Source organism: Corynebacterium sp. MSK150, assembly GCF_030229215.1.
GTDB lineage: Bacteria > Actinomycetota > Actinomycetes > Mycobacteriales > Mycobacteriaceae > Corynebacterium.
Genome location: NZ_JASPHM010000009.1, coordinates 1 through 17861 on the forward strand (window position 1 = coordinate 1; position 17861 = coordinate 17861).

The 17861-nt window shown below is 61.9% G+C and carries 24 protein-coding genes and 3 tRNA genes; 10 read left to right on the top strand and 17 right to left on the bottom strand.

Translation table 11 applies throughout. From position 1 onward, the window contains the following. Positions 1-212 precede the first annotated feature (212 nt). The 4 genes from QP941_RS06820 to QP941_RS06835 form a co-directional block, all read right to left on the bottom strand. A tRNA-Ser gene (locus QP941_RS06820) sits at positions 213-300 on the bottom strand. A gap of 91 nt (positions 301-391) precedes the next feature. After that, the gene (locus QP941_RS06825; protein WP_250413150.1) at positions 392-592 is read right to left on the bottom strand and encodes a CsbD family protein; all 201 of its coding nucleotides are present in this window, start codon (positions 590-592) and stop codon (positions 392-394) included. Positions 593-643: 51 nt separating this feature from the next. Then, the gene (locus QP941_RS06830; protein WP_284868552.1) at positions 644-1075 is read right to left on the bottom strand and encodes a nucleoside deaminase; all 432 of its coding nucleotides are present in this window, start codon (positions 1073-1075) and stop codon (positions 644-646) included. A 25-nt stretch (positions 1076-1100) separates the two neighbouring features. Continuing rightward, positions 1101-1580, bottom strand: a complete 480-nt coding sequence (locus tag QP941_RS06835) for a tRNA adenosine deaminase-associated protein (protein WP_005323176.1) — start codon at positions 1578-1580, stop codon at positions 1101-1103. Between the two features lie 39 nt (positions 1581-1619). Between QP941_RS06835 and QP941_RS06840 the strand changes: the two genes are divergently transcribed. Next, a complete protein-coding gene (locus tag QP941_RS06840) occupies positions 1620-2648 on the top strand; it encodes a prephenate dehydrogenase (RefSeq protein WP_284868476.1) in 1029 nt (342 codons plus the stop codon). Here the strand turns inward: QP941_RS06840 and QP941_RS06845 are convergent. From QP941_RS06845 to QP941_RS06890, 10 genes are all read right to left on the bottom strand, one after another. Then, the gene (locus QP941_RS06845) at positions 2645-3694 is read right to left on the bottom strand and encodes a trypsin-like serine protease (RefSeq protein ID WP_284844630.1); all 1050 of its coding nucleotides are present in this window, start codon (positions 3692-3694) and stop codon (positions 2645-2647) included. The two genes, QP941_RS06840 and QP941_RS06845, sit on opposite strands and share 4 nt — an antisense overlap. A gap of 2 nt (positions 3695-3696) precedes the next feature. Beyond that, positions 3697-4560 carry an acyltransferase family protein gene (locus tag QP941_RS06850; RefSeq protein ID WP_502869200.1) on the bottom strand — a complete coding sequence of 288 codons (864 nt, stop codon included), beginning with the start codon at positions 4558-4560 and terminating at the stop codon, positions 3697-3699. A gap of 215 nt (positions 4561-4775) precedes the next feature. Then, a complete protein-coding gene (locus QP941_RS06855) occupies positions 4776-4967 on the bottom strand; it encodes a hypothetical protein (RefSeq protein WP_225746109.1) in 192 nt (63 codons plus the stop codon). Positions 4968-5031: 64 nt separating this feature from the next. Then, a tRNA-Arg gene (locus tag QP941_RS06860) sits at positions 5032-5104 on the bottom strand. Positions 5105-5223: 119 nt separating this feature from the next. Then, positions 5224-6297 carry a GTP-binding protein gene (locus tag QP941_RS06865; protein WP_284868478.1) on the bottom strand — a complete coding sequence of 358 codons (1074 nt, stop codon included), beginning with the start codon at positions 6295-6297 and terminating at the stop codon, positions 5224-5226. A 50-nt stretch (positions 6298-6347) separates the two neighbouring features. Further along, positions 6348-7922, bottom strand: a complete 1575-nt coding sequence (locus QP941_RS06870) for an SLC13 family permease (protein WP_284868479.1) — start codon at positions 7920-7922, stop codon at positions 6348-6350. Between the two features lie 260 nt (positions 7923-8182). Continuing rightward, the gene (mgtE, locus tag QP941_RS06875) at positions 8183-9547 is read right to left on the bottom strand and encodes a magnesium transporter (RefSeq protein ID WP_284868480.1); all 1365 of its coding nucleotides are present in this window, start codon (positions 9545-9547) and stop codon (positions 8183-8185) included. A gap of 83 nt (positions 9548-9630) precedes the next feature. Further along, on the bottom strand, positions 9631-10389 hold the full coding sequence (locus tag QP941_RS06880) for a hypothetical protein (protein ID WP_284868481.1): 759 nt from the start codon (positions 10387-10389) through the stop codon (positions 9631-9633). 44 nt (positions 10390-10433) lie between these two features. Next, complete coding sequence (locus tag QP941_RS06885; RefSeq protein WP_239194011.1) at positions 10434-10742, bottom strand: DUF202 domain-containing protein; 309 nt, start codon at positions 10740-10742, stop codon at positions 10434-10436. Continuing rightward, the gene (locus QP941_RS06890; RefSeq protein ID WP_204610495.1) at positions 10735-11097 is read right to left on the bottom strand and encodes a YidH family protein; all 363 of its coding nucleotides are present in this window, start codon (positions 11095-11097) and stop codon (positions 10735-10737) included. The genes QP941_RS06885 and QP941_RS06890 overlap by 8 nt, the downstream gene beginning before the upstream one ends. A gap of 98 nt (positions 11098-11195) precedes the next feature. On the opposite strand from QP941_RS06890, the gene QP941_RS06895 reads away from it, so the two are divergent. The 3 genes from QP941_RS06895 (at position 11196) to QP941_RS06905 (ending at position 12302) form a co-directional block, all read left to right on the top strand. Then, a complete protein-coding gene (locus QP941_RS06895; RefSeq protein ID WP_284868482.1) occupies positions 11196-11444 on the top strand; it encodes a hypothetical protein in 249 nt (82 codons plus the stop codon). A gap of 164 nt (positions 11445-11608) precedes the next feature. Next, positions 11609-11992: an NUDIX hydrolase gene (locus QP941_RS06900; protein ID WP_284868483.1), complete on the top strand. Its 384-nt coding sequence runs from the start codon at positions 11609-11611 to the stop codon at positions 11990-11992. 106 nt (positions 11993-12098) lie between these two features. Next, positions 12099-12302, top strand: a complete 204-nt coding sequence (locus QP941_RS06905) for a hemolysin III family channel protein (protein WP_284868484.1) — start codon at positions 12099-12101, stop codon at positions 12300-12302. 84 nt (positions 12303-12386) lie between these two features. Here the strand turns inward: QP941_RS06905 and QP941_RS06910 are convergent. Then, a tRNA-Ser gene (locus tag QP941_RS06910) sits at positions 12387-12475 on the bottom strand. A gap of 108 nt (positions 12476-12583) precedes the next feature. On the opposite strand from QP941_RS06910, the gene hisC reads away from it, so the two are divergent. Together hisC and QP941_RS06920 are read left to right on the top strand one after the other, a co-directional pair. Beyond that, entirely contained in the window at positions 12584-13636 is a 1053-nt protein-coding gene (hisC, locus tag QP941_RS06915) for a histidinol-phosphate transaminase (protein ID WP_284868485.1), read from the top strand. Further along, entirely contained in the window at positions 13637-14029 is a 393-nt protein-coding gene (locus QP941_RS06920; protein WP_284815816.1) for a phage holin family protein, read from the top strand. Here QP941_RS06920 and QP941_RS06925 read toward each other — a convergent pair. Further along, entirely contained in the window at positions 14026-14286 is a 261-nt protein-coding gene (locus QP941_RS06925) for a MoaD/ThiS family protein (RefSeq protein ID WP_284868486.1), read from the bottom strand. The genes QP941_RS06920 and QP941_RS06925 overlap by 4 nt on opposite strands. Positions 14287-14344: 58 nt before the next feature. Between QP941_RS06925 and QP941_RS06930 the strand changes: the two genes are divergently transcribed. Genes QP941_RS06930 through QP941_RS06945 form a run of 4 tightly spaced genes read left to right on the top strand, consistent with a single transcriptional unit; the run spans position 14345 to position 17403 of the window. Further along, the gene (locus QP941_RS06930) at positions 14345-15481 is read left to right on the top strand and encodes a molybdopterin molybdotransferase MoeA (RefSeq protein ID WP_284868487.1); all 1137 of its coding nucleotides are present in this window, start codon (positions 14345-14347) and stop codon (positions 15479-15481) included. Beyond that, positions 15478-15957 carry a MogA/MoaB family molybdenum cofactor biosynthesis protein gene (locus QP941_RS06935; RefSeq protein WP_284868488.1) on the top strand — a complete coding sequence of 160 codons (480 nt, stop codon included), beginning with the start codon at positions 15478-15480 and terminating at the stop codon, positions 15955-15957. The genes QP941_RS06930 and QP941_RS06935 overlap by 4 nt, the downstream gene beginning before the upstream one ends. Next, entirely contained in the window at positions 15947-16408 is a 462-nt protein-coding gene (locus QP941_RS06940) for a molybdenum cofactor biosynthesis protein MoaE (RefSeq protein ID WP_284868489.1), read from the top strand. The genes QP941_RS06935 and QP941_RS06940 overlap by 11 nt, the downstream gene beginning before the upstream one ends. After that, complete coding sequence (locus QP941_RS06945; protein WP_284868490.1) at positions 16405-17403, top strand: ThiF family adenylyltransferase; 999 nt, start codon at positions 16405-16407, stop codon at positions 17401-17403. The genes QP941_RS06940 and QP941_RS06945 overlap by 4 nt, the downstream gene beginning before the upstream one ends. 27 nt (positions 17404-17430) lie before the next feature. Here the strand turns inward: QP941_RS06945 and QP941_RS06950 are convergent, their stop codons facing one another. Further along, complete coding sequence (locus QP941_RS06950) at positions 17431-17691, bottom strand: hypothetical protein (RefSeq protein ID WP_284868491.1); 261 nt, start codon at positions 17689-17691, stop codon at positions 17431-17433. Between the last annotated feature and the right edge of the window lie 170 nt (positions 17692-17861).

The following is a 17861-nucleotide window of genomic DNA, read 5'->3' on the forward strand; positions in this document are numbered from 1 at the left end:
TCCTAGCGCACCGTCGGCCGTACTGATTATCCCAACGACTAGGACTTCACTTACACCGTCTACGCCCAGTCAGCCGGCCTGGAAGCTGGCAAATCTAACCCCCACCGACACGCCGAACCAGACACACATTTTGACCCTTAACCCCCCAAAGCTCCCTGGCGGAGAAAAACTAAAATAGACCCCGACCTGTATTAACAGGTCGGGGCCTTGCGCGGTGGCGGCGGGATTTGAACCCGCGGTTGGGGGTTACCCAACAATCGCTTTCGAGGCGATCACCTTCGGCCGCTCGGACACGCCACCGCGTTCCAGATTACGGGAGTGGGCCCGAGCGACAAAATCGCTGCGCCGGCGGGGTGCCAGCGCAGCGAGATACGGAAACGAGGGACGAGGATTAGTCGTCCTTCAGGCCGCCGATAACCTCGTTGGCCTTGTCCTTGATGCCGTCGGCAGCGTCAGACAGCTTGTCCTTAGCCTCGGAGGTGACCTGGTCGGCCTTGCCCTCGTTGGCTACGTCCTCGTTGCCGGTAGCTTCGCCGTAGGCTTCCTTTGCCTTGCCTACGAGGCCATCCTTCTTGTTTTCCAAATCGCCCATAATCACTCCTTTGAGTAGACGGTTGTTGTATAACGACCAGTGTACGCGCGTTTAGCGCAGGCCGTCGAAGAATTTACGGAGCCCGGCGGCGCACTCCTCTTCGAGCACGCCGCCGCGGACCTGCGGGGTAAAGGGGGCGGTGGGGGCACGCAGGACATCGATAAGCGAGCCGCACGCGCCCGTCTTGGGTTCAAAGGCGCCGAAGACGACGGAAGACACCCGCGCGGCCTGCAGCGCACCGGCACACATGGCGCAAGGTTCCAGGGTGACCACGAGTTCGCAGCCGGAAAGCCGCCAGCCATCGCCGTGTACACGGACGGCCTGGCGAATGGCCTCAACCTCGGCGTGGGCGGTGGGGTCCGCCAGCTTTTCGCGGCGGTTGACGCCGGTGGCAAGTTCGGTTCCGGCGGCGTCGTAAAGCACCGCACCCACGGGGACATCGCCGGCCGGCGTACGCTTGGCGACGTCGAGAGCGCGGCGCATCCGAGCCTCAGCGCGCAGCAGGGGCTCAGGCGTTATCAATGACGTCTTCCAACTCATCGCCAAAGCCGAGCTCGCCGGCGATGCGCAGCAACATATCGGAAGGCCAGTCCTCATCATTGTCAATGATGTAGCCCACCTGGTCCTCGGACAGGCCAAGGTCGGCGAAAATATCGAAATCGCCCTCGCCATAAGGATCGGCCTCTTCGGGGTCCACATCCGGGATTTCATGGTCGTTGATATCCATGAAATCGGCAGCGAAGTCATCGTCCACGCCATAGGTGGCATCCGAGATGAGCATCTTCACCCCGCCCGGCACCGGGCGCACGGCAATAAAATAGGCATCCTCCACGCACAGCAGCGCGAACGCAGCACCCTCGGAACGCAGGCTGCGCACCGCATTGATGGAGGTCTGCGGATCCTCAAAGTCATCGTTGAAGCTGCGCACCAGCCATTGGCCCGCGTTGCGGGCGACGGTTACTGCGAAGGAGTAATTTTCGTTGCTCATACCTCGTGAGATTAGTCGTGTTGTGCCACAATTGTCATCGTGAGTTCTCAAGATGTTCAACGCCCTATCTGCATTATTGGCCTCGGCCTCATCGGCGGCTCTTTGCTGCGCGATCTCGCCGGATACAATCACCACGTTTTTGGCTACAACCACTCCACATCCGGCGCCCGCACTGCAGTAAAGCAGGGTTTTGACGTCACCGATGATCTTCCCGCGATTTTGACCCGCGCGGAGACGGAGAACGCGCTCATTGTCATAGCCGTGCCGATGGGCGCTGTGGGAAGCGTCCTCGATGCCATTCAGGAGCACGCGCCCAGTTGCGGCATTACGGACGTCGTTTCCGTTAAGACGGCCGTGCGCCAGCAGGTGCTGGAGCGCGGTATGGAGTCGCGCTACGTGGGCGGCCACCCAATGGCGGGCACGTCCAAGTCCGGTTGGGATAACTCGCAGAAGGATCTGTTCCGCCGTGCGGCGTGGGGCATTACCTATGACTACGCCGCCGAGTGCGAGGCGCGCGGGGAAAAGATTCCGAAGCAGTGGATTGAGACCTTCACCGAGGTCGTGCGCATGACCCAGATGGTGCACGCAGAGGCGGTGCCTATCCGCGTGGCTAATCACGATGCCGCGGTGGCGCGCATTTCCCACCTGCCACACGTTTTTGCGGAGATCCTCGCCGTGGTGGGCGATAACGGCGGAATCCTGGCGCAGTCCCTGTCTGCCGGTTCTTTCAAGGACGCTACCCGCGTGGCCGGCACGCACCCGGAGCTGGTGCAGCAGATGTGCGAGACCAATGCGCCGGCGTTGGTGGAAGCATTGGACGAAGCCTTGGACCTGCTGCGCGATGCCCGCGAGAAGCTCGACTCCCCCGAGCCTTCCATCGCTGAGCTTTCCGACGCCGGCTATCGCGCCCGCACCCGCATCGATGCCCGTTCCGGCGCGCGCAAGGAATCGGTCTCCCCGATCAAGATTTCTTCCCGCCCGGTGCTGCGCCTCCACCCAGGCGGTCCGAACTGGGTGGCGCAGCTGCGCCAATCCGAGTCCCTGGGCGGGCGCATCGAGATTTTCTAGTCCTCACGGCCGCGGTTGCGCAGGCGGGGAATCCGCGCCAGCACCGCGGCGGCGATAAGGCCGATGGCGGCTATGCCCGCATAGAGCCCCGCACGATCTGCACTGGTCTGCGGGGTTTTCGGCGGTTCGGGAGTGGTTGCCGCGGTGAGAATCGCTTCCTTATCGCGTCCGCTCACTACTGCCTCGATCCACTCCTTGGTGCCGGCCAGAGTGGTAATAGCCGCACTAGGTGAAGGCAGGTCTGGGTCCCCGTTCGCGGTGCCCGCCGTGGCGAGTCCGGCGAGCTTACCGTCTACAAAGAAGGGGCCGCCGGAGTCACCACCCTGCATGCCGGCCCGGCCGGTGGAGTGTACGTCGAGGATGGCGCTTTCAATTAGTGGCATCGGGCCATCTGGCGCCCCACCCGGCATCGCCTCGCTGGCTGGCACGCTTTCCGTACCCTCCGGCATTTTAAGTCCCGGCATGGCCTCGGCCGCGGGAATGCTTTCTCCGCCAGCGGCGTCCTCGGCGCCATCCTCGGCCGCGTCTGCGGCGCCTGGTTCGGTGGAGCTGGCGGGGCCAGCAGGGCCGGCGCCGAGGAGCTCAGCCACTTCCATCTCCGCCTGCGGCAGCTGGCCGCGGCGCGCCATGGAGGAACTGCTGCTCCAGCCGTAAAGCGTGCCGCGCTGGCCAGGTTCTGGAACTTGAGTGGAAATCTCTGCGGGTTTTGTATCGGTGACGGGGGTGGTGAGGTGGAGAAGGGCGGCGTCGGAAAGCGGGGATAGCGCCCACGAATCGGCGTCGTAGGTGGTGCCATTGATGCGGGCCTGGGTGCCCTCGTTATTGACGGACTCGAGGCAGTGGCGGGCGGTGAGCACCCACTGGGCGGCCACGAGGGTGCCGGTGCAATCGCCGAAGCTGCCCACGCGTCCTATCTTGAGTTGGGCGACGGTACGGGCTTCCGGGGAGTCCGGAGCTGGTTCGCCGTGTTCGAGTGCAGTGGCCGGGGCGGCAGTCAGTGCCACGATGCTGGCGGCGAGCAAGGCAGGGAAGATTTTGTGCTGCATGATTAGTCCTTCTTTCCGGCAGGAACGGCGATGGCGATAACTTTGGCGACGGCCCATTCGGCCGGCCCCTTCCCTATCAGGCGGCGCCATAGGCTCGCGAAGACGAGGAAGAGGGCGATGAACGCGCAGGCCCAGGCGGTGTTGTGCAGGGAGACGTGGCTCTGCCAGTAGTAAGCGGTGAGCACATGCAGGATGTAGATGCTCAGCGACATTGCCCCCAGCGCAGCAAAGGGATACGCCAGCTTAGGCACCGCTCGACCGATAAGCAGGCATAGGTGCAGGACGATAGCGGCGACGGCGATGGATAGGACGATCTCTCCCAGCACGCCGGTGTGGCCGGTAAAGCGCAGCCAGCCAGGCATATCCGGGGCAAAGCGGAAGTAAAAGCCGGCTGCCGCAACGGCCGCGGCGATGGCGGTGGACACCCACTGGGCAGCGGCGCGGGAGCTGCGGATATAGACCTCATAGAGCAGCATGCCAGCGAGGAAATAGGCGCAATAGGCCAGTAGCGGATAGACCTGCGGAAGGGTCAGCGGCGCATATTTTACGGTCGCGGCGGCGGTGGCAGCGGCGAGGAGCAGGAGCTTCCACCACCAGCGCAGCGGCGGGACCCAGGACACAAGGATCATCGTGATGCCGATGACCACGAGGACGATTTGAATCTCGCCGCCCACGGGCAGCAGGGCGAGGCCGATAAGTGTGATTATGCAGCCGCGGGCGATGATGCGCAGGAACGTGGTCGCCGTGAAATCGCGGGAAATAAGCATCAACGTGACGCCGGCCAGGATGGCGAATAGTGCGGCGGGCAGGCCATTTAAAATGACCTTGGTATGCCACACCAAGGAGGCCATATGCAGAACTATCATGCCGATAATCGCAAGTGAGCGGGCTATATCGAGCCCTACGATGCGCGAGGGTGCTAACACCTAGCGTTCTCCTTCAAGACGGAGGGGAACGCGTCGCCGCGCTCCCCTTGTTAATAAAGACTTTCTTTTTCTACTAAGTCTGTCTGGAAGGTTGCTGCAAATATTTTATACGTGTCCTGCATTTTATAAGTGGATTGCGTGAGACTTGCGCAGAACTAGTCGCGGAAGGAACTATCGCGGCGCTTGCGCGAACGGGAAGGATCGGCGGCCAGCTTTAGAAGCGGGGCTGCGGCGATGCCGATGGCCAAGCCGGCCACAAAGAGCCAGAACATGCCAGAGCCCAGCCACAGCATGAGGCCGAGGATGGCGCCGGCGATGAGGCCGGAAACAAGCGAGGAGGTCTTCATAGAGCGGAACTTAGGTGAGGCGGGCTAAGATACAAGAAAAGCCGCCCGAAGGCGGCTGATTTTGTGCGCCCGGAGGGATTCGAACCCCCAACCTTCTGATCCGTAGTCAGATGCTCTATCCGTTGAGCTACGGGCGCAGACCGTTGGTAAGCAGTGCGTGCGCTCTGCTGTGCAACGAGAATTTACTATACCCACGGTCCGGAAAACTAACAAATCGCCTGTTCACCCGGCGTTCACCTGATGGAAATGGAGACAATTAGGGAGCGATGAGAGCGGCAACTTCGGCGTCGGAAAGCAGAGCGCCCCGGAGCGCCCTGAGGGTGGACTGGTGATCGAAGTCGATACCGATAAGGACAATTTCGGTACCGGGCGTCACGTCATTTGCAGCCCAGAGCGAAGCTGGCACGATTTGAAGGTTAGGCCCAGCCTGCTGCCAAGCGTGGGCGAGTTGAAGATCGGTATCGAGCCAGCAATACCCCTTAGAACGCACCAGGCCGGTACTGGCACGAAGGGCGGCGAGCAGACGATCGCGGTTAAAGGGGCGGTCGGCGCGGAAAACGACGGAGGAAATGCCATATTCCTCGGTTTCGGGCGTGTGCGGCTTAGCCAGCTCCTCGGCGTAGCCATGGTAAGTCGCGGCAGTGGCGGAGTCGTACAGGTGGGCATCGAGGACCAGCCGTGGGTCAATGGCACCATCAGTGACCATTACGACTCGGGCACGGGGGTTCATAGCGCGAACGGTTGCGATGACGCGCTCGGTTTCGGCAGCATCAACCAAATCGGTCTTGGTAACAAGGATGAGGTCAGCAAACTCGACTTGGTCCACGAGTAGGTCTGCCACGGTACGATCATCGCTGGGTGTGGCCTCAATATTCTCAGACGCGAGGCTCTTGCCGCGACGCAGGTAATCAAGAAAGGTGGAAGCATCCACGAGAGAGACCATGGTGTCGATAGGGGCGACGTCGGCAAGCGTGGTGCCGTCCGCAAACTCCCATTCAAAGGTGGCAGCCACGGGCATAGGCTCGGAAATGCCAGTGGACTCGATGACGATCTGATCGAAGCGGCCGGAGCGGGCCAGCTTACCTACGGATTCGATGAGATCCTCGCGCAGGGTGCAGCAGATACAGCCATTGGATAGCTCGACAAAGCGATCCTCACCGCGCTCGAGGTGCCCCTCGCCAGCAACGAGGGCGGCATCGATATTGACCTCGGAGAAGTCGTTGACGATGACGGCAAGCTTGCGCCCTTCGCGGTTGGCAAGCAGGTGGTTCAAGAGCGTGGTTTTTCCGCTGCCCAAAAATCCGGACAGTACAGTAACGGGTGTAGCCATTCCCTAATGATAACGTTTTTCATTAGGGAATGGCTACGAAGCCCCTACCCTCAAATGGACAGGCCGAAGATTGGCACTGCCAGCAAGTACACCGTCAGGGTGATGAGGAAAATGCCGATGATATTGAGGCCAAGGCCGCCCTTGATCATCTCGCCGATCTTGACGTAGCCAGAGCCATAGGCAATGGCGTTCGGCGGGGTGGCAACTGGGAGCATGAATGCGCAGGTTGCCGCGAGGGCCACCGGGATGGTGAGGAGAAGGACGTTGATATCGCCATCGGCAGTAAGGCCCACGCCCACGGCGACGCCACCCATAATCGGAATGAACGTGGCCGCTGTCGCGGTATTGGAGGTGATCTCCGTCAGGAAGAGCACCAGCGCAGCCACGGCAGAGACGATGAGGACAACCGGAAGGACGCTAAGCCCCTTGGCCATTTCACCAATCCACAGGGACAGGCCGGAGGCATTAAAGACCGAGGACAGCGACAAGCCGCCGCCGAAGAGCAGGAGGACGTCCCACGGCATTTCATTGGCCGTCTTCCAGTCCAGCAAGCGGATACGGCGCTGGTTGTCCGCGGGCAGGATAAAGAGCAAGATGCCGGCGGCGATGCCCACGATGGCATCGTCATAGTTCTCAAATTCCTTGAGGACCAGCGGCAGGGTAACCCAGGCTGCGGCAGCGAGGACGAAGATGATGCCCGTCATGATCTGGGGGCGGGTCCAGGGGCCGAGTGCCTTAATTTCGTCATTAATGAGCTCGCGCCCGCCTGGAATATCCTTCATTTCCGGCTTGAAAACGGTAATGAGCAGGGCCCAGGCAATCAGCAAGAAGGTCACGGCGAGCGGCACACCAACCGCCATCCACCGACCAAAGCCGAGGGTTACGTCCCAGGTATCGGCCATATATGCATTGAGGAAGGCATTCGGCGGGGTGCCGATGAGCGTACCCAGCGAACCGATGGAAGCGGAGTAGGCAATACCCAGCATCAGCGCCGTGGCAAACTTCTTTTGCTTTTCCCAGCCACCTACGGTTTCCGCGGTCAGCGCGAGCACCGAGGTACCGATAGGCAGCATCACCACTGCCGTAGCGGTATTAGATACCCACATGGACAAAAAGCCGGTGGCCAGCATGAATCCCAAGATCAGGCGCTTGGGCGAGGTGCCGATAATCTTCACCACGTACAGCGCTAGGCGGCGGTGCAGGTTCCAGCGCTGCAGAGCAAGCGCGATAAGGAAGCCACCCATGAACAAGAAAATGGTCGCGGACGCGTATGGGGCGCCCACTTCCTTAATCGTGCCCACACCGGCGAGCGGGAAGATGACCAGCGGCAGCAGCGCGGTGGCGGCGAGCGGAATGGCCTCGGTCATCCACCACACGCCCATCAAGATGGTTACTGCGGCGACGGTACGGATGGCACTGAGCGTGTACTCGGCTTCCGGATCTGCACCCGCGGAGCCCTGTACGGTCTCGATCGCATTCGAGGGGAAGATAAAGAAGACCAGTATGGCCAAACCCAAGCCGATGAAAAGGCCGATGAACTGACGGCGCCACTCGCTGCGCGGCGCTCCGGGGGCCTCGTCACCTTCGGTGTGGGCGGTAGATTCGTGAGTATGCGGGGTGGTCATACCGCGCGCTCCTTCACTTAGAGAGGATTGTGCTGTGGGATATGCTCCGTATTTCCCAGTTTATTAGCTAGGCCGAGGCAGCAGACCGAAAGTTATCCAGTTCACTGCGAAGCATGCACTGACCATACAAAACATGTGACGCAGAAACCATATCCCGCCACACGCGATCACCCCCGCACCCCCGTAGAGCACACATCGCACCTGCCCGAAACCGGAAACGACTCCACCACTTCCCCACCCCCGAACCGTAGGGAGGCGTGCTAGATTCCCAGCACGGTCTTGGCAATCAGGAAGTAGATAATCAGGCCCGTGGCATCACAGAAGGTAGAGATGAAGGGGTTGGAAAAGACCGCCGGATCGGCGCCGATGGTCTTAGCCACGATGGGCATAAGCCCGCCGACGGTCGCGGAAATGGAACAGATCAAAAACAGCGTTGAGCCGATGACGAGGCCGATGCTTAGGCCATAGACCAGGGTGGCCAGCGCCAGGCCAGCTAGTCCCAGCACAGTGCCGAGCAGCATGCCGACGCGCAGCTCGCGCCACATAACGGCGAGGAGGTCGCGCGTGCGGACGTCGCCCAGCGCCAAGGCACGCGTCACCGTGGTAGCCGCCTGGTTGCCGGTATTTCCACCGGTGCCGGTTAGCAGCGGAATAAAGAGGGACAGAACCACGGCCTTGGCCAGTGTGTCTTCAAAGGAATCGAGTACCTGCACCGTTAGCAGCGCAGAGACGGCCAGCACGAGCAGCCACACGATGCGCGAACGCACCAGCTTGAGCAACGGAGTGGACAGGTACGGCTGCTGGAGGGCCTCGGTACCGCCGGCGCGAGCAGAGTCCTCGCTATCTTCTTCCTCCACGATGTCGGTAGCGTCATCCCACGTCAGCAGGCCGACAAGGCGATGCGACTCATCCACAACGGGCAGCGCGAGCATATCCAGTGGCAGGAACCAGCGCGCGGTTTCCTCGGCATCAGCACCGGCACGAGCAAAGATGGGATCGTGCATAATATCGGCCATGGCCAAAGCGGCATCGGCGGTAAAGATTTCACGCAGGCTCACCACGCCCACTAGGCGCCGATCTTCGCGCGTGATGGGCACGGTATAGATGGTTTCTAGCTCATTCGCCGTCTCCCGCAGTTTGAATAGCGCGTCCTTAACGCTCATTTCTGGGTGGATGACGGGCACCTCGGGCGACATGCGGCGTCCCACCGAGCCCTTGTCGTAGCCCAGCACCACGCCCGTGACATCGCGCTTGGATTGAGTCAGCGAGCGCAGCAGGCGATCGGCGATTTCCGCGGGAAGCTCGTCCAACAAGGCCACCCGGTCTTCCGGATCGAGCTCATCAAAGAACTCATAGACATCGGAATTGCCCAGCTCATCGATGATATCCGCCTGGTGCTTGGCATCGAGGGCATCAAAGACGGCGATCGATTTTTGGCGCGGCAGCAGGCGCAGGGCCAGCGCCGCGCGGATGGCATTTTGCCGCTCGACGACGGCGATGAGATCCTGCAGCGGCACCCTACCCAAAAGTTCTTGCAGGCGCGGGGCCTTTTGTGGATCGATGGCGTCTTCTTGTTTCAGCCACGCTTCGACGATATCGCTAGCCTGCTCGGTGGTCTCCGCCATCGCCCTGCCTTTCTCTCTGGGATTAAGCTCCCTGAGTATTAATTACAGCCCATTTAGACTACGCCATGCTGCAGGGAATGCCGCTAGCCGGCAACCTGCCGGTGACCGGTTACCGCAAGGTGCGGCCTATCCCCGTCCAACGTGAGGTTTCCGGTGAATTCTTGGGTAGCGCAGCAGGCCGGGTCATCGTCAGCATAGGCACGCCAGGTGACGGTGACCGTGTCTTTGGTCCACTGCAGCTGCTGGATATGCCCACGTGCTGGGGGCATTCCCTCCCGTTCCCAATCATCCACCTTGGTGATGTAATTCAGGTCGTTGTCATAGATGAGCAAGTTATCCGGCCATCCCGTGCCGCCCTTATTACAGACGTAGGTAATAACGGCTTCGTCCCTGCCATCACCGTTGATATCCGCGTAGGCGCCCATTGGCGTATCGTCCTGATTCGACTTCAGGCCAGCCATCGCATGGGGGTAGCCAGCCTTCAGGCTTTCCGGCAAATTGCCGCCTTCTAGGTTGCCAGCTTGGTTCTCACATAGTGCCGGCACCCACAAACTGTCTAAGGCTTCTACCGGGATGATTTTGTTTTCCCCGCCAGCCTCGGTGTCTTTGCCTTTGCCGGCATCGGCTACGGTTTCTGTGTCATCTGCGGAACCATCAGCGGAGTCTTCCTCGGCTTCGGTCGCGGTATCGGACGCGGCCGCCGCAGAGGAGCTCGGGGCAGTGCCGGTGAAATTCGGCTTATCCGCGGACTCGGTGGAGTCAGTGGAATTGGAACAGCCGCTCAAGGCGGCAGCGGCGGTCGCCGCGACGACGGCAAGAGGGAGAGATAGGGATTTAGGCATAGGCATAATATACAGCGCCACGGCTCCCCGAGCCGGGTGAAAACCTAGAAGAAGAGCCCCCACAGTGCGAAGGCAGCCAGCAGCGACACGAGCCCCGCAGTGCTCGCAAGGATGACCGCGTGGGGAAGGGAACGGTGGGTGGATAAGGCGGCGTCGACAAGCGCGGCACGCTGCCACACCGCCAAGGCCAACGCCACAACACCGGCGGCTAGGAAGACTAGTGGCAAGAAGACGTGCACGCTCACCGCCCGCATTACCCCCAGCACCACCAAGGACAACGCCAAAAGGGTGCGCTGCCACGATAGGCGGGTGCGTTCGGGCTGCAGGCCGGGATCAAATAGTGGGCTAGCCAAGAAACTCGCCCACTACTAGCGCGCCCGCTACCACCATAATCGCCACGACGAGCACCGGGATGGCAAAGCTAAAGGGCAACGGGCGTTCCTCACGCATCGCGCGTTCAGACTGCTTCCAATGCACCCACGCCACTAGCGGCAGAATAATGGCGACGACCAGCATGAATACCGACACCGCAGAGCGCAATTCGGCCGGCAGGGGAACGTCAAAGGCCTCGAGTGCCACGCCGCCAGCAATCAACGCCAGGGAGGTGCGGATCCACGCCAAGAACGTGCGCTCATTAGCGAGCGTGAAACGCGGATCAGGGTCGGTGCCAACCGCAAACACCGAGCGGGGAAACCTCGAGTCACTCATGGGTACCACTTTATATTCATTTGCCATCCGCGTCGTGATAAGCCCGCGCAACGCTTAGCCTTCCCGTAGTCTCAAAGGCGCAGGCCAGCACCTGAGTAATGGAGCATTCACGCCCTATGTGCCTGCCCCTATGCGACTTCCAACTTGCCTCCCCTAACGAAGACAAGTTTTTCAGCGACGAGAACATCACGCGCGTCATGGTGTTCTTTCCTGATGGTTTCACTGCAGTCCTGCCAGAACTCGCAACGCAGAGACTTCTTTCTGTGTCGCCTGCACAGCTGAAATATTATGACGCCGCTGTAGCGAAAAGCCATGCCGATCTGCGCGTGAGCGCCCCTCGAGAATAACGGCTGGCTGCTCTTGAGCGTGCTCGCGGGCGATCCGGTTTCTGAAGGCGTCCTCGACATAGGCCTCAACCAGCGACAGATGGGGGCAGCGCTATCCCGGGTGGGGCGCGAGTGGGTACCAGGCTTTCTGAATTAATCCGCTGTAGCGAGTTATAGTCGGGCCCATGATTGAAGTTGCCGCCGTAGTTTTCCGTAATTCCTTTGGCCATGTCCTCACCGTGCGCAAGGAGTCTTCCACCAAGTTCCAGCTGCCCGGCGGCAAGCTGGAGGCCGGCGAAACCCCAGTACAGGCCGCGGCCCGCGAGGTCGCAGAAGAGATCGGCGTTGACGTCCGCCTCCCTGAGCTATCCCTACTCGGCACCTTCGACGCCCCGGCCGCCAACGAACCCGGCGAAACCGTGCGCGGACGCATCTTTACTTATCCGCGCCCCGTCCTTGCCCGCGCTGCCGCAGAGATTGCCGAGGTCGCGTGGGTAGACCCGGCCAACCCGGATCGCGAGCTCGCCCACCTCTTGCGTGACGAGGTCTTTCCCGCCCTGCGTCCCTAAACCCCCGACCGTCTCCAAGGCGCTTCCCCCTCTTCCTATTGCGCCTCCTTAGAGGTCAACTTAGAGTTATTTTCATCAGGACTTATTGATGAAAGGACGTCCCGCCATGCCGCAACCATCCGCACCTGGGCCTATCACAACGATTTGCTTCCTCGTCCTCGGAGTTATTAGCTCTGTGATCGCCATTCTCTTGGTGCCCGCCCTCTTCCACGAGGTCACTTCTTTGCGTGCTGCGGCATTTACCGGAAGCTTTATCTTCGGCACCGGCATGCTCGTGCTCTTCCGCCGCTGCGCCGCGTACCAGCGCTAATAGCAGAATTCTCAGCCCCTCAACCCGAGCTTTGCGCCGCCACCTGAAATGAGAAAATCCCGAGCTCGCACGCTCGGGATTAGATGGCGGAGATGAGAGGATTCGAACCTCCGGACCCCAGAAGGGTCAACTCCTTAGCAGGGAGCCCCATTCGGCCGCTCTGGCACATCTCCACGGTTCACAAGGAACCTCGTTTGAGAATACCTGCCTGCCCCGCCGCTGCCAAACTAGCCCCCTGCTTTCGCGCCCGCAGCAAAGGCGCAGGCCCTAAAGTGGGAGGCATGATTCGCCCAGACCTGAAAGCCATCCCCGCCTACGTCGCCGGTGCGCGCAACGATGACGCGCTCAAGCTCTCCTCCAACGAGGCGGCACACCCGCCGCTACCGGAGGCGGCCGCGGCCATGGCGGAGGCCGTGACGAAGGCCAACCGTTACCCGGATATTGCGGCCACCGCGCTGCGCGAGGACCTCGCCGCGCACCTGGGTGTGGATTATGGACAGGTTGCGGTGGGCACCGGATCGTCCGCGCTGTGCCAACAGTTGGTGGAAATTGCCGCTACCCCTGGTGAAGAAGTCCTCTTCCCGTGGCGCTCCTTCGAGGCCTATCCCATCTTTGCCCAAGTAGTCGGCGCCCACCCCATCCCGGTTCCGCTAGGTGCAGACCAGCGCGTGGATCTGCCGGCCATGGCGGACAAGATTACGGACAAGACCCGGCTCATCTTCGTGTGCAACCCCAATAACCCGTCCGGCACCACGGTGACCAAGGACGAGTTCGCCGCCTTCATGGATGCCGTGCCTGCCGACGTCCTCGTCGCCCTCGACGAGGCCTATATCGAATACAACCGTGCCACCAACATTCCGTTGGGTACAGAGCTGGTGGGCACCTATCCGAATCTGGTGTGCCTGCGCACCTTCTCAAAGGCTTATGGCCTGGCCGGGGTGCGCATCGGTTATGCCTTTGGTCCGGAAAATATTATTGAGGCCCTCAATAAGGTGGCCATCCCCTTTTCCGCTAGCACCGTGGCGCAGGTTGGTGCGCGCGCGGCACTGGCGGCGCAGGATTCGCTACGGGAGCGCACCGATGAGGCCGTCGCCCAGCGCGAGCGCCTAGAAGAAGCCTTGCAGGACTGGGGAGTGCCGCATTCCGAGGCAAACCATGTCTGGCTGCCGGCCGCGAATCTGGCCCGCCTTGGTACCCCGCAGGAGGTCGCCGCTCGCCTGGCCGAACACGGCGTGCTCGTGCGCGCGTTTAGCGAAGGCATACGCATTACAGTGACCACTGAGGAAGAAACCGACACCCTACTGCAGGCGTGGAACGCAACCATAGGAGGCTAAATGCGCTCGCTCATTAACTTCGCCCTGAATGTCTTTGCCATCGCGGTGGCGCTGTGGGCGGTAGTTGCCGTCATTCCCGGCATCACCATCACCCCAGCAGAGACCGGCAATTTCATCGCCGTCGCCATCGTCTTCATCATTATTAATGCCGTGGTCATGCCGGTCCTGCGCGTCCTCGGCGCGCCGCTGACCTGCCTGACGCTCGGACTTTTCTCCCTCGTCATCAACGGCGCCGCGCTCATCATCGTGGAGTGGGCGCTCAATTCCCTGGACCTGGGGATCGGCCACCTCGTCATCGACTCCTGGGGCGCCGCGATCATCGGCGCCATCGTGCTGTCCATCGTCAGCAGCGTCATCAACTTCTTTACTAGCCCGCTGCGGCAGCGCGATTAGCCGCCCGCAAACGGCGGCAGGACGTCCACCCGGGTGACGCCAGCCAGTGGGGAATCCTTGGCGGTGTTCCCGGCGCCGTCGATAAGAAAGCTACAACGCCCCAAGACCTCTTTCAGGCTCATGCCGGCCTCGGTGGTGCCGGTATGCTCCCTGCCCAGCTGTGCCACCAGATCACCCAAGGTGGCGGGGGCTTCTACCTGCTCAGAAGCCACGCCCGCGGCGGCGCGGGCAGCGGCGAAATAGTGAACGGTCAACATGCCTCCACTATGCCCCGCACGCCCATGCCATGTCGAGACCGCGGGTAAACTAGCCGCCATGCGCACACCCGAGACTCACGCGCGCGCGGTCGCCGCGGCCCTGCCCGCACGCCAGGCCACCACCGTAGCCCTTCACCAGGCACAGGATATGGTGCTCGCTGCGGATATCCATGCCGGGTTCCCCTCCCCTCGCTTTGATAACTCCCAGATGGATGGCTACGCCCTCCCGCAGTGTGCGGCCGGGACCTACCCGGTGGGCCCCACCATCGCGGCCGGCACTGAGCCCGCCCAGGTACTCGACGGCCCGCTTGCCGGTGCCTGCCCCATCATGACCGGCGCCAAGGTGCCGGAAGGAACTGCAGCTATCGTGCCCATCGAGCGCTGCGAACCACAAGAATTCCTCTCCCCAGGTGCTCGCATCACCGTGCCAGAGACCTCGCCAGGCCAATTCATCCGCCGCACCGGCTCCGACCTGGAAGAAGGCGCCCTCCTCGCCGCCCGCGGCGATAGGCTCACGCCGGTCCGCTTGGCCGCCCTCGCTTCCCAAGGAATCGCCGAGGTAGAGGTCTACCGCCCCGCCCGCATCCTTATCTGCACCGGCGGCGCGGAAATCGGCCACGGCAGCGCCGCCATTCCGGATGCCAATGCGCCACTCTTGACGGCGATGGCCCACCGCGCCGGCATCGACGTCGCGGGCTATATCACTACCGACGATGACCCGCAGGCCCTTGAGCGCGCTTTCACAGAAGCCATCGCGCAACACCACCCGGACGCCATCATTACCTCAGGCGGAATCTCCGCCGGGAAATTTGAAGTAGTCCGCCAGGTGCTCGATGGCTGCTTCGGCCATGTGGACCAACAGCCCGGCGGACCGCAGGGCATCGCCGCATTCCGCGGCACGCCGGTAATCTGCTTGCCTGGAAACCCCATTTCCACGTTGGTGAGTTTCCGCCTCTTTGTTGCCCCAGCACTGGGCTGGGCACCAGAGCCTTTCCACGTCCCCCTCGCCGCGGGCATCGACGGCCTCCCGCACAAGGACCAATTTCGCCGCGGGCGCGTCGATTCCCGCGCTCATATCCTCGGTGGTGCCAGCTCCCACCTGCTCGCCCAAGCGGCAGACGCCACCCATCTCATCCGCATCCCTGCCGGTCAACGCCTAGAAAAAGACCAGGAAGTGGAGGTTTACCCACTATGAGCCCACAGCGCACCGCCATCGTCATTGTCGCCTCTACTCGCGCCGCCGAGGGCATCTACGAAGATCGCTCCGGTCCCATCGCGGTGGAGTTCTTGCGCCGCAGGGGCTTTGACTGCCCCGACGCGCGCATCGTCCCCGATGCCGAGATCGCCGCCGCCGTTGCCGCCGCCTTCGCGGAAAAGCCCGCGGTCATCCTGACTTCTGGCGGCACTGGGCTGACGCACGATGACCGCACGGTCGAGGCCGTCGCCCCACATATCACCCGCGAGCTGCCCGGCATCGCGGTGGCCTTCTGGCAGAAGGGATTGGAAAGCGTGCCCACCGCAGTGGCCTCTCGCGCCATTGCCGGCGTCAATGACTCCACCTTTGCCATGACGCTTCCCGGTTCTACCGGCGGGGTAAAAGATGGCTGCGCGGTTTTGGAAGAATTAATCGTTCCGATCGTCGATATGTTAGAAGGAAAACATGAGCACTGATCCCTCCTATGTGGCCGAGCAAACCGGGTGCACCATTGGCACGCTTCTGAGCGATCAACCCCTTGAATCCCTCCTTGCCGGTGCCAAGGAAGAGGCCGCCACGGCCGCCATGGGTGCTGTCGTCACCTTTGAGGGCATCGTCCGCGATCACGATGGCGGCCGGCCGAATGTCACCCTACTTTCCTATAGCGCCCACCCATCTGCGCCAGAGAAGCTGCAAGACGTCACCGATTCCGTCGCAGCCAACCACCCAGTGCGCCTGTGGGCCGCCCACCGCACGGGGGTTCTCAAGGTTGGCGACCTCGCCTTTGCGGTAGTAGCGGCCGCCGCGCACCGTGGCGATGCCTTCCGGGCCGCCGAGGAATGCGCCGATCGCGTCAAGGCGGAAGTCCCCATCTGGAAGGAGCAGAGCCACGGCGATGGTTCCACCAATTGGGTGGGCCTGGAATGAGTATCCGCTATGCCCGCCAGGAAGCGCTCTGGGGCGGGGAGGGCCAGCGCAAGCTCAGCGACGCCCACGTAGCGGTCATTGGCGCCGGCGGCCTGGGCTCCCCGGCCCTGCTTTACCTCGCCGGCGCGGGGGTGGGCCGCATTTCGCTTTTCGACGACGACGTGGTCTCCCCCTCCAACCTGCACCGCCAAGTCATCCACACCACCGCCGCCATCGGCACGCCGAAAACGGAGTCCGCCGCGGCCGCCGTCCGCGCGCTCAATCCAGAGGTGGACATCACCTGCCACGGCCGCCTCGAATCAGCGACAGCGCTCGAGCAGCTACACGGCTGCGATCTCATCCTCGACGGCACCGATAACTTCGACGCCCGCTACCTCAGCTCCTGGGCTGCCCACGAGCTCGGCATCCCGCACGTATGGGCCTCCATCCTCGGCTTCGACGCACAGCTCAGCGTTTTCTGGTCCGGCCACGGCCCCGTCTACGAGGATGTCTTCCCCACCGCTCCCGCACCCGGCGAGGTTCCTTCCTGCTCCCAGGCCGGAGTTCTAGGACCAGTGGTCGGCATTGTCGGCTCAGCCATGGCGCTCGAAGCGCTCAAACTCATCACCGGCGTAGGCACCCCACTCATCGGCACGCTCGGCTACTTCGACGCCCTTTCCGGTACCTGGGAATATATCCCGCTTCAGTCCACCGGCGCACAACCTACTCAACCTGCCGACGCCCCCGAGGTCCGCGAGGTTCCCCTACACGCCCCGCTTATCGACGTCCGCACCTCCCCCGAGCGCGCCCAATCCGCTATCCCCAATTCCACTCACTTTGAGCTCGACCGCATCCTCGCCGGCGAAGATCCCGACATCGAACCAGATGCTGCGGCCGTTATCTACTGCGCCAGTGGCATCCGCTCCGCCCAAGCCGTCGATGTCCTCCGCAAGCGCGGCTTCCCCCTCGTCGTCTCCTTGCGCGGCGGCATCAATTCCTGGCTCGAGCAGCAGTAACCGAATGCCCCTTGGCAAGACCGCAGCCTAACGGTCGATTTTGGTTTTATGCTCCTTATTTCGCGCAAAAAGGAACCAGACAAGTGGCCCGAGGAACGGGTAGGCAAATGCCGCCATCACCAGCAATACCTTGACGCCTCCGCTATATCCCGAGCGGATGATGGAAATGAGAGAGGCCAACCAAAAGACCAACAGACCAATAACGATGACGGCTCCTAGCCCGCTCCATAGCCAGTCATACGATGCCGGTATCTGCTCCTCGGCCAAGTAGGAAATGTAATTTGTCATAGTCGCCTCAACGTTAACGGTGTTTGAAAGTCCGTACCTCAAGGTAGAAGCTCAATGTAAACGCTGTCTGGCCGTGGACTTAAGTTTCACTGTCGCTCAGCGAAACCGTCCCACAACGTGAGTAGGCACCCTACCGAATCGGTAGGGTGCCTTAATACCGCACTCCCTCG

Coding starts and splice junctions, on each gene's coding strand:
- hisC (WP_284868485.1), top strand. CDS start 12,584: ATGATTCGCCCAGACCTGAAAGCCATCCCCGCCTACGTCGCCGGTGCG.
- QP941_RS06935 (WP_284868488.1), top strand. CDS start 15,478: ATGAGCCCACAGCGCACCGCCATCGTCATTGTCGCCTCTACTCGCGCC.
- QP941_RS06845 (WP_284844630.1), bottom strand. CDS start 3,694: ATGCAGCACAAAATCTTCCCTGCCTTGCTCGCCGCCAGCATCGTGGCA.
- QP941_RS06920 (WP_284815816.1), top strand. CDS start 13,637: ATGCGCTCGCTCATTAACTTCGCCCTGAATGTCTTTGCCATCGCGGTG.
- QP941_RS06895 (WP_284868482.1), top strand. CDS start 11,196: ATGGAGCATTCACGCCCTATGTGCCTGCCCCTATGCGACTTCCAACTT.
- QP941_RS06950 (WP_284868491.1), bottom strand. CDS start 17,691: ATGACAAATTACATTTCCTACTTGGCCGAGGAGCAGATACCGGCATCG.
- QP941_RS06900 (WP_284868483.1), top strand. CDS start 11,609: ATGATTGAAGTTGCCGCCGTAGTTTTCCGTAATTCCTTTGGCCATGTC.
- mgtE (WP_284868480.1), bottom strand. CDS start 9,547: ATGGCGGAGACCACCGAGCAGGCTAGCGATATCGTCGAAGCGTGGCTG.
- QP941_RS06855 (WP_225746109.1), bottom strand. CDS start 4,967: ATGAAGACCTCCTCGCTTGTTTCCGGCCTCATCGCCGGCGCCATCCTC.
- QP941_RS06905 (WP_284868484.1), top strand. CDS start 12,099: ATGCCGCAACCATCCGCACCTGGGCCTATCACAACGATTTGCTTCCTC.
- QP941_RS06865 (WP_284868478.1), bottom strand. CDS start 6,297: ATGGCTACACCCGTTACTGTACTGTCCGGATTTTTGGGCAGCGGAAAA.
- QP941_RS06925 (WP_284868486.1), bottom strand. CDS start 14,286: ATGTTGACCGTTCACTATTTCGCCGCTGCCCGCGCCGCCGCGGGCGTG.
- QP941_RS06830 (WP_284868552.1), bottom strand. CDS start 1,075: ATGCGCCGCGCTCTCGACGTCGCCAAGCGTACGCCGGCCGGCGATGTC.
- QP941_RS06945 (WP_284868490.1), top strand. CDS start 16,405: ATGAGTATCCGCTATGCCCGCCAGGAAGCGCTCTGGGGCGGGGAGGGC.
- QP941_RS06940 (WP_284868489.1), top strand. CDS start 15,947: ATGAGCACTGATCCCTCCTATGTGGCCGAGCAAACCGGGTGCACCATT.
- QP941_RS06835 (WP_005323176.1), bottom strand. CDS start 1,580: ATGAGCAACGAAAATTACTCCTTCGCAGTAACCGTCGCCCGCAACGCG.
- QP941_RS06930 (WP_284868487.1), top strand. CDS start 14,345: ATGCGCACACCCGAGACTCACGCGCGCGCGGTCGCCGCGGCCCTGCCC.
- QP941_RS06870 (WP_284868479.1), bottom strand. CDS start 7,922: ATGACCACCCCGCATACTCACGAATCTACCGCCCACACCGAAGGTGAC.
- QP941_RS06850 (WP_502869200.1), bottom strand. CDS start 4,560: ATGATAGTTCTGCATATGGCCTCCTTGGTGTGGCATACCAAGGTCATT.
- QP941_RS06890 (WP_204610495.1), bottom strand. CDS start 11,097: ATGAGTGACTCGAGGTTTCCCCGCTCGGTGTTTGCGGTTGGCACCGAC.
- QP941_RS06825 (WP_250413150.1), bottom strand. CDS start 592: ATGGGCGATTTGGAAAACAAGAAGGATGGCCTCGTAGGCAAGGCAAAG.
- QP941_RS06880 (WP_284868481.1), bottom strand. CDS start 10,389: ATGCCTAAATCCCTATCTCTCCCTCTTGCCGTCGTCGCGGCGACCGCC.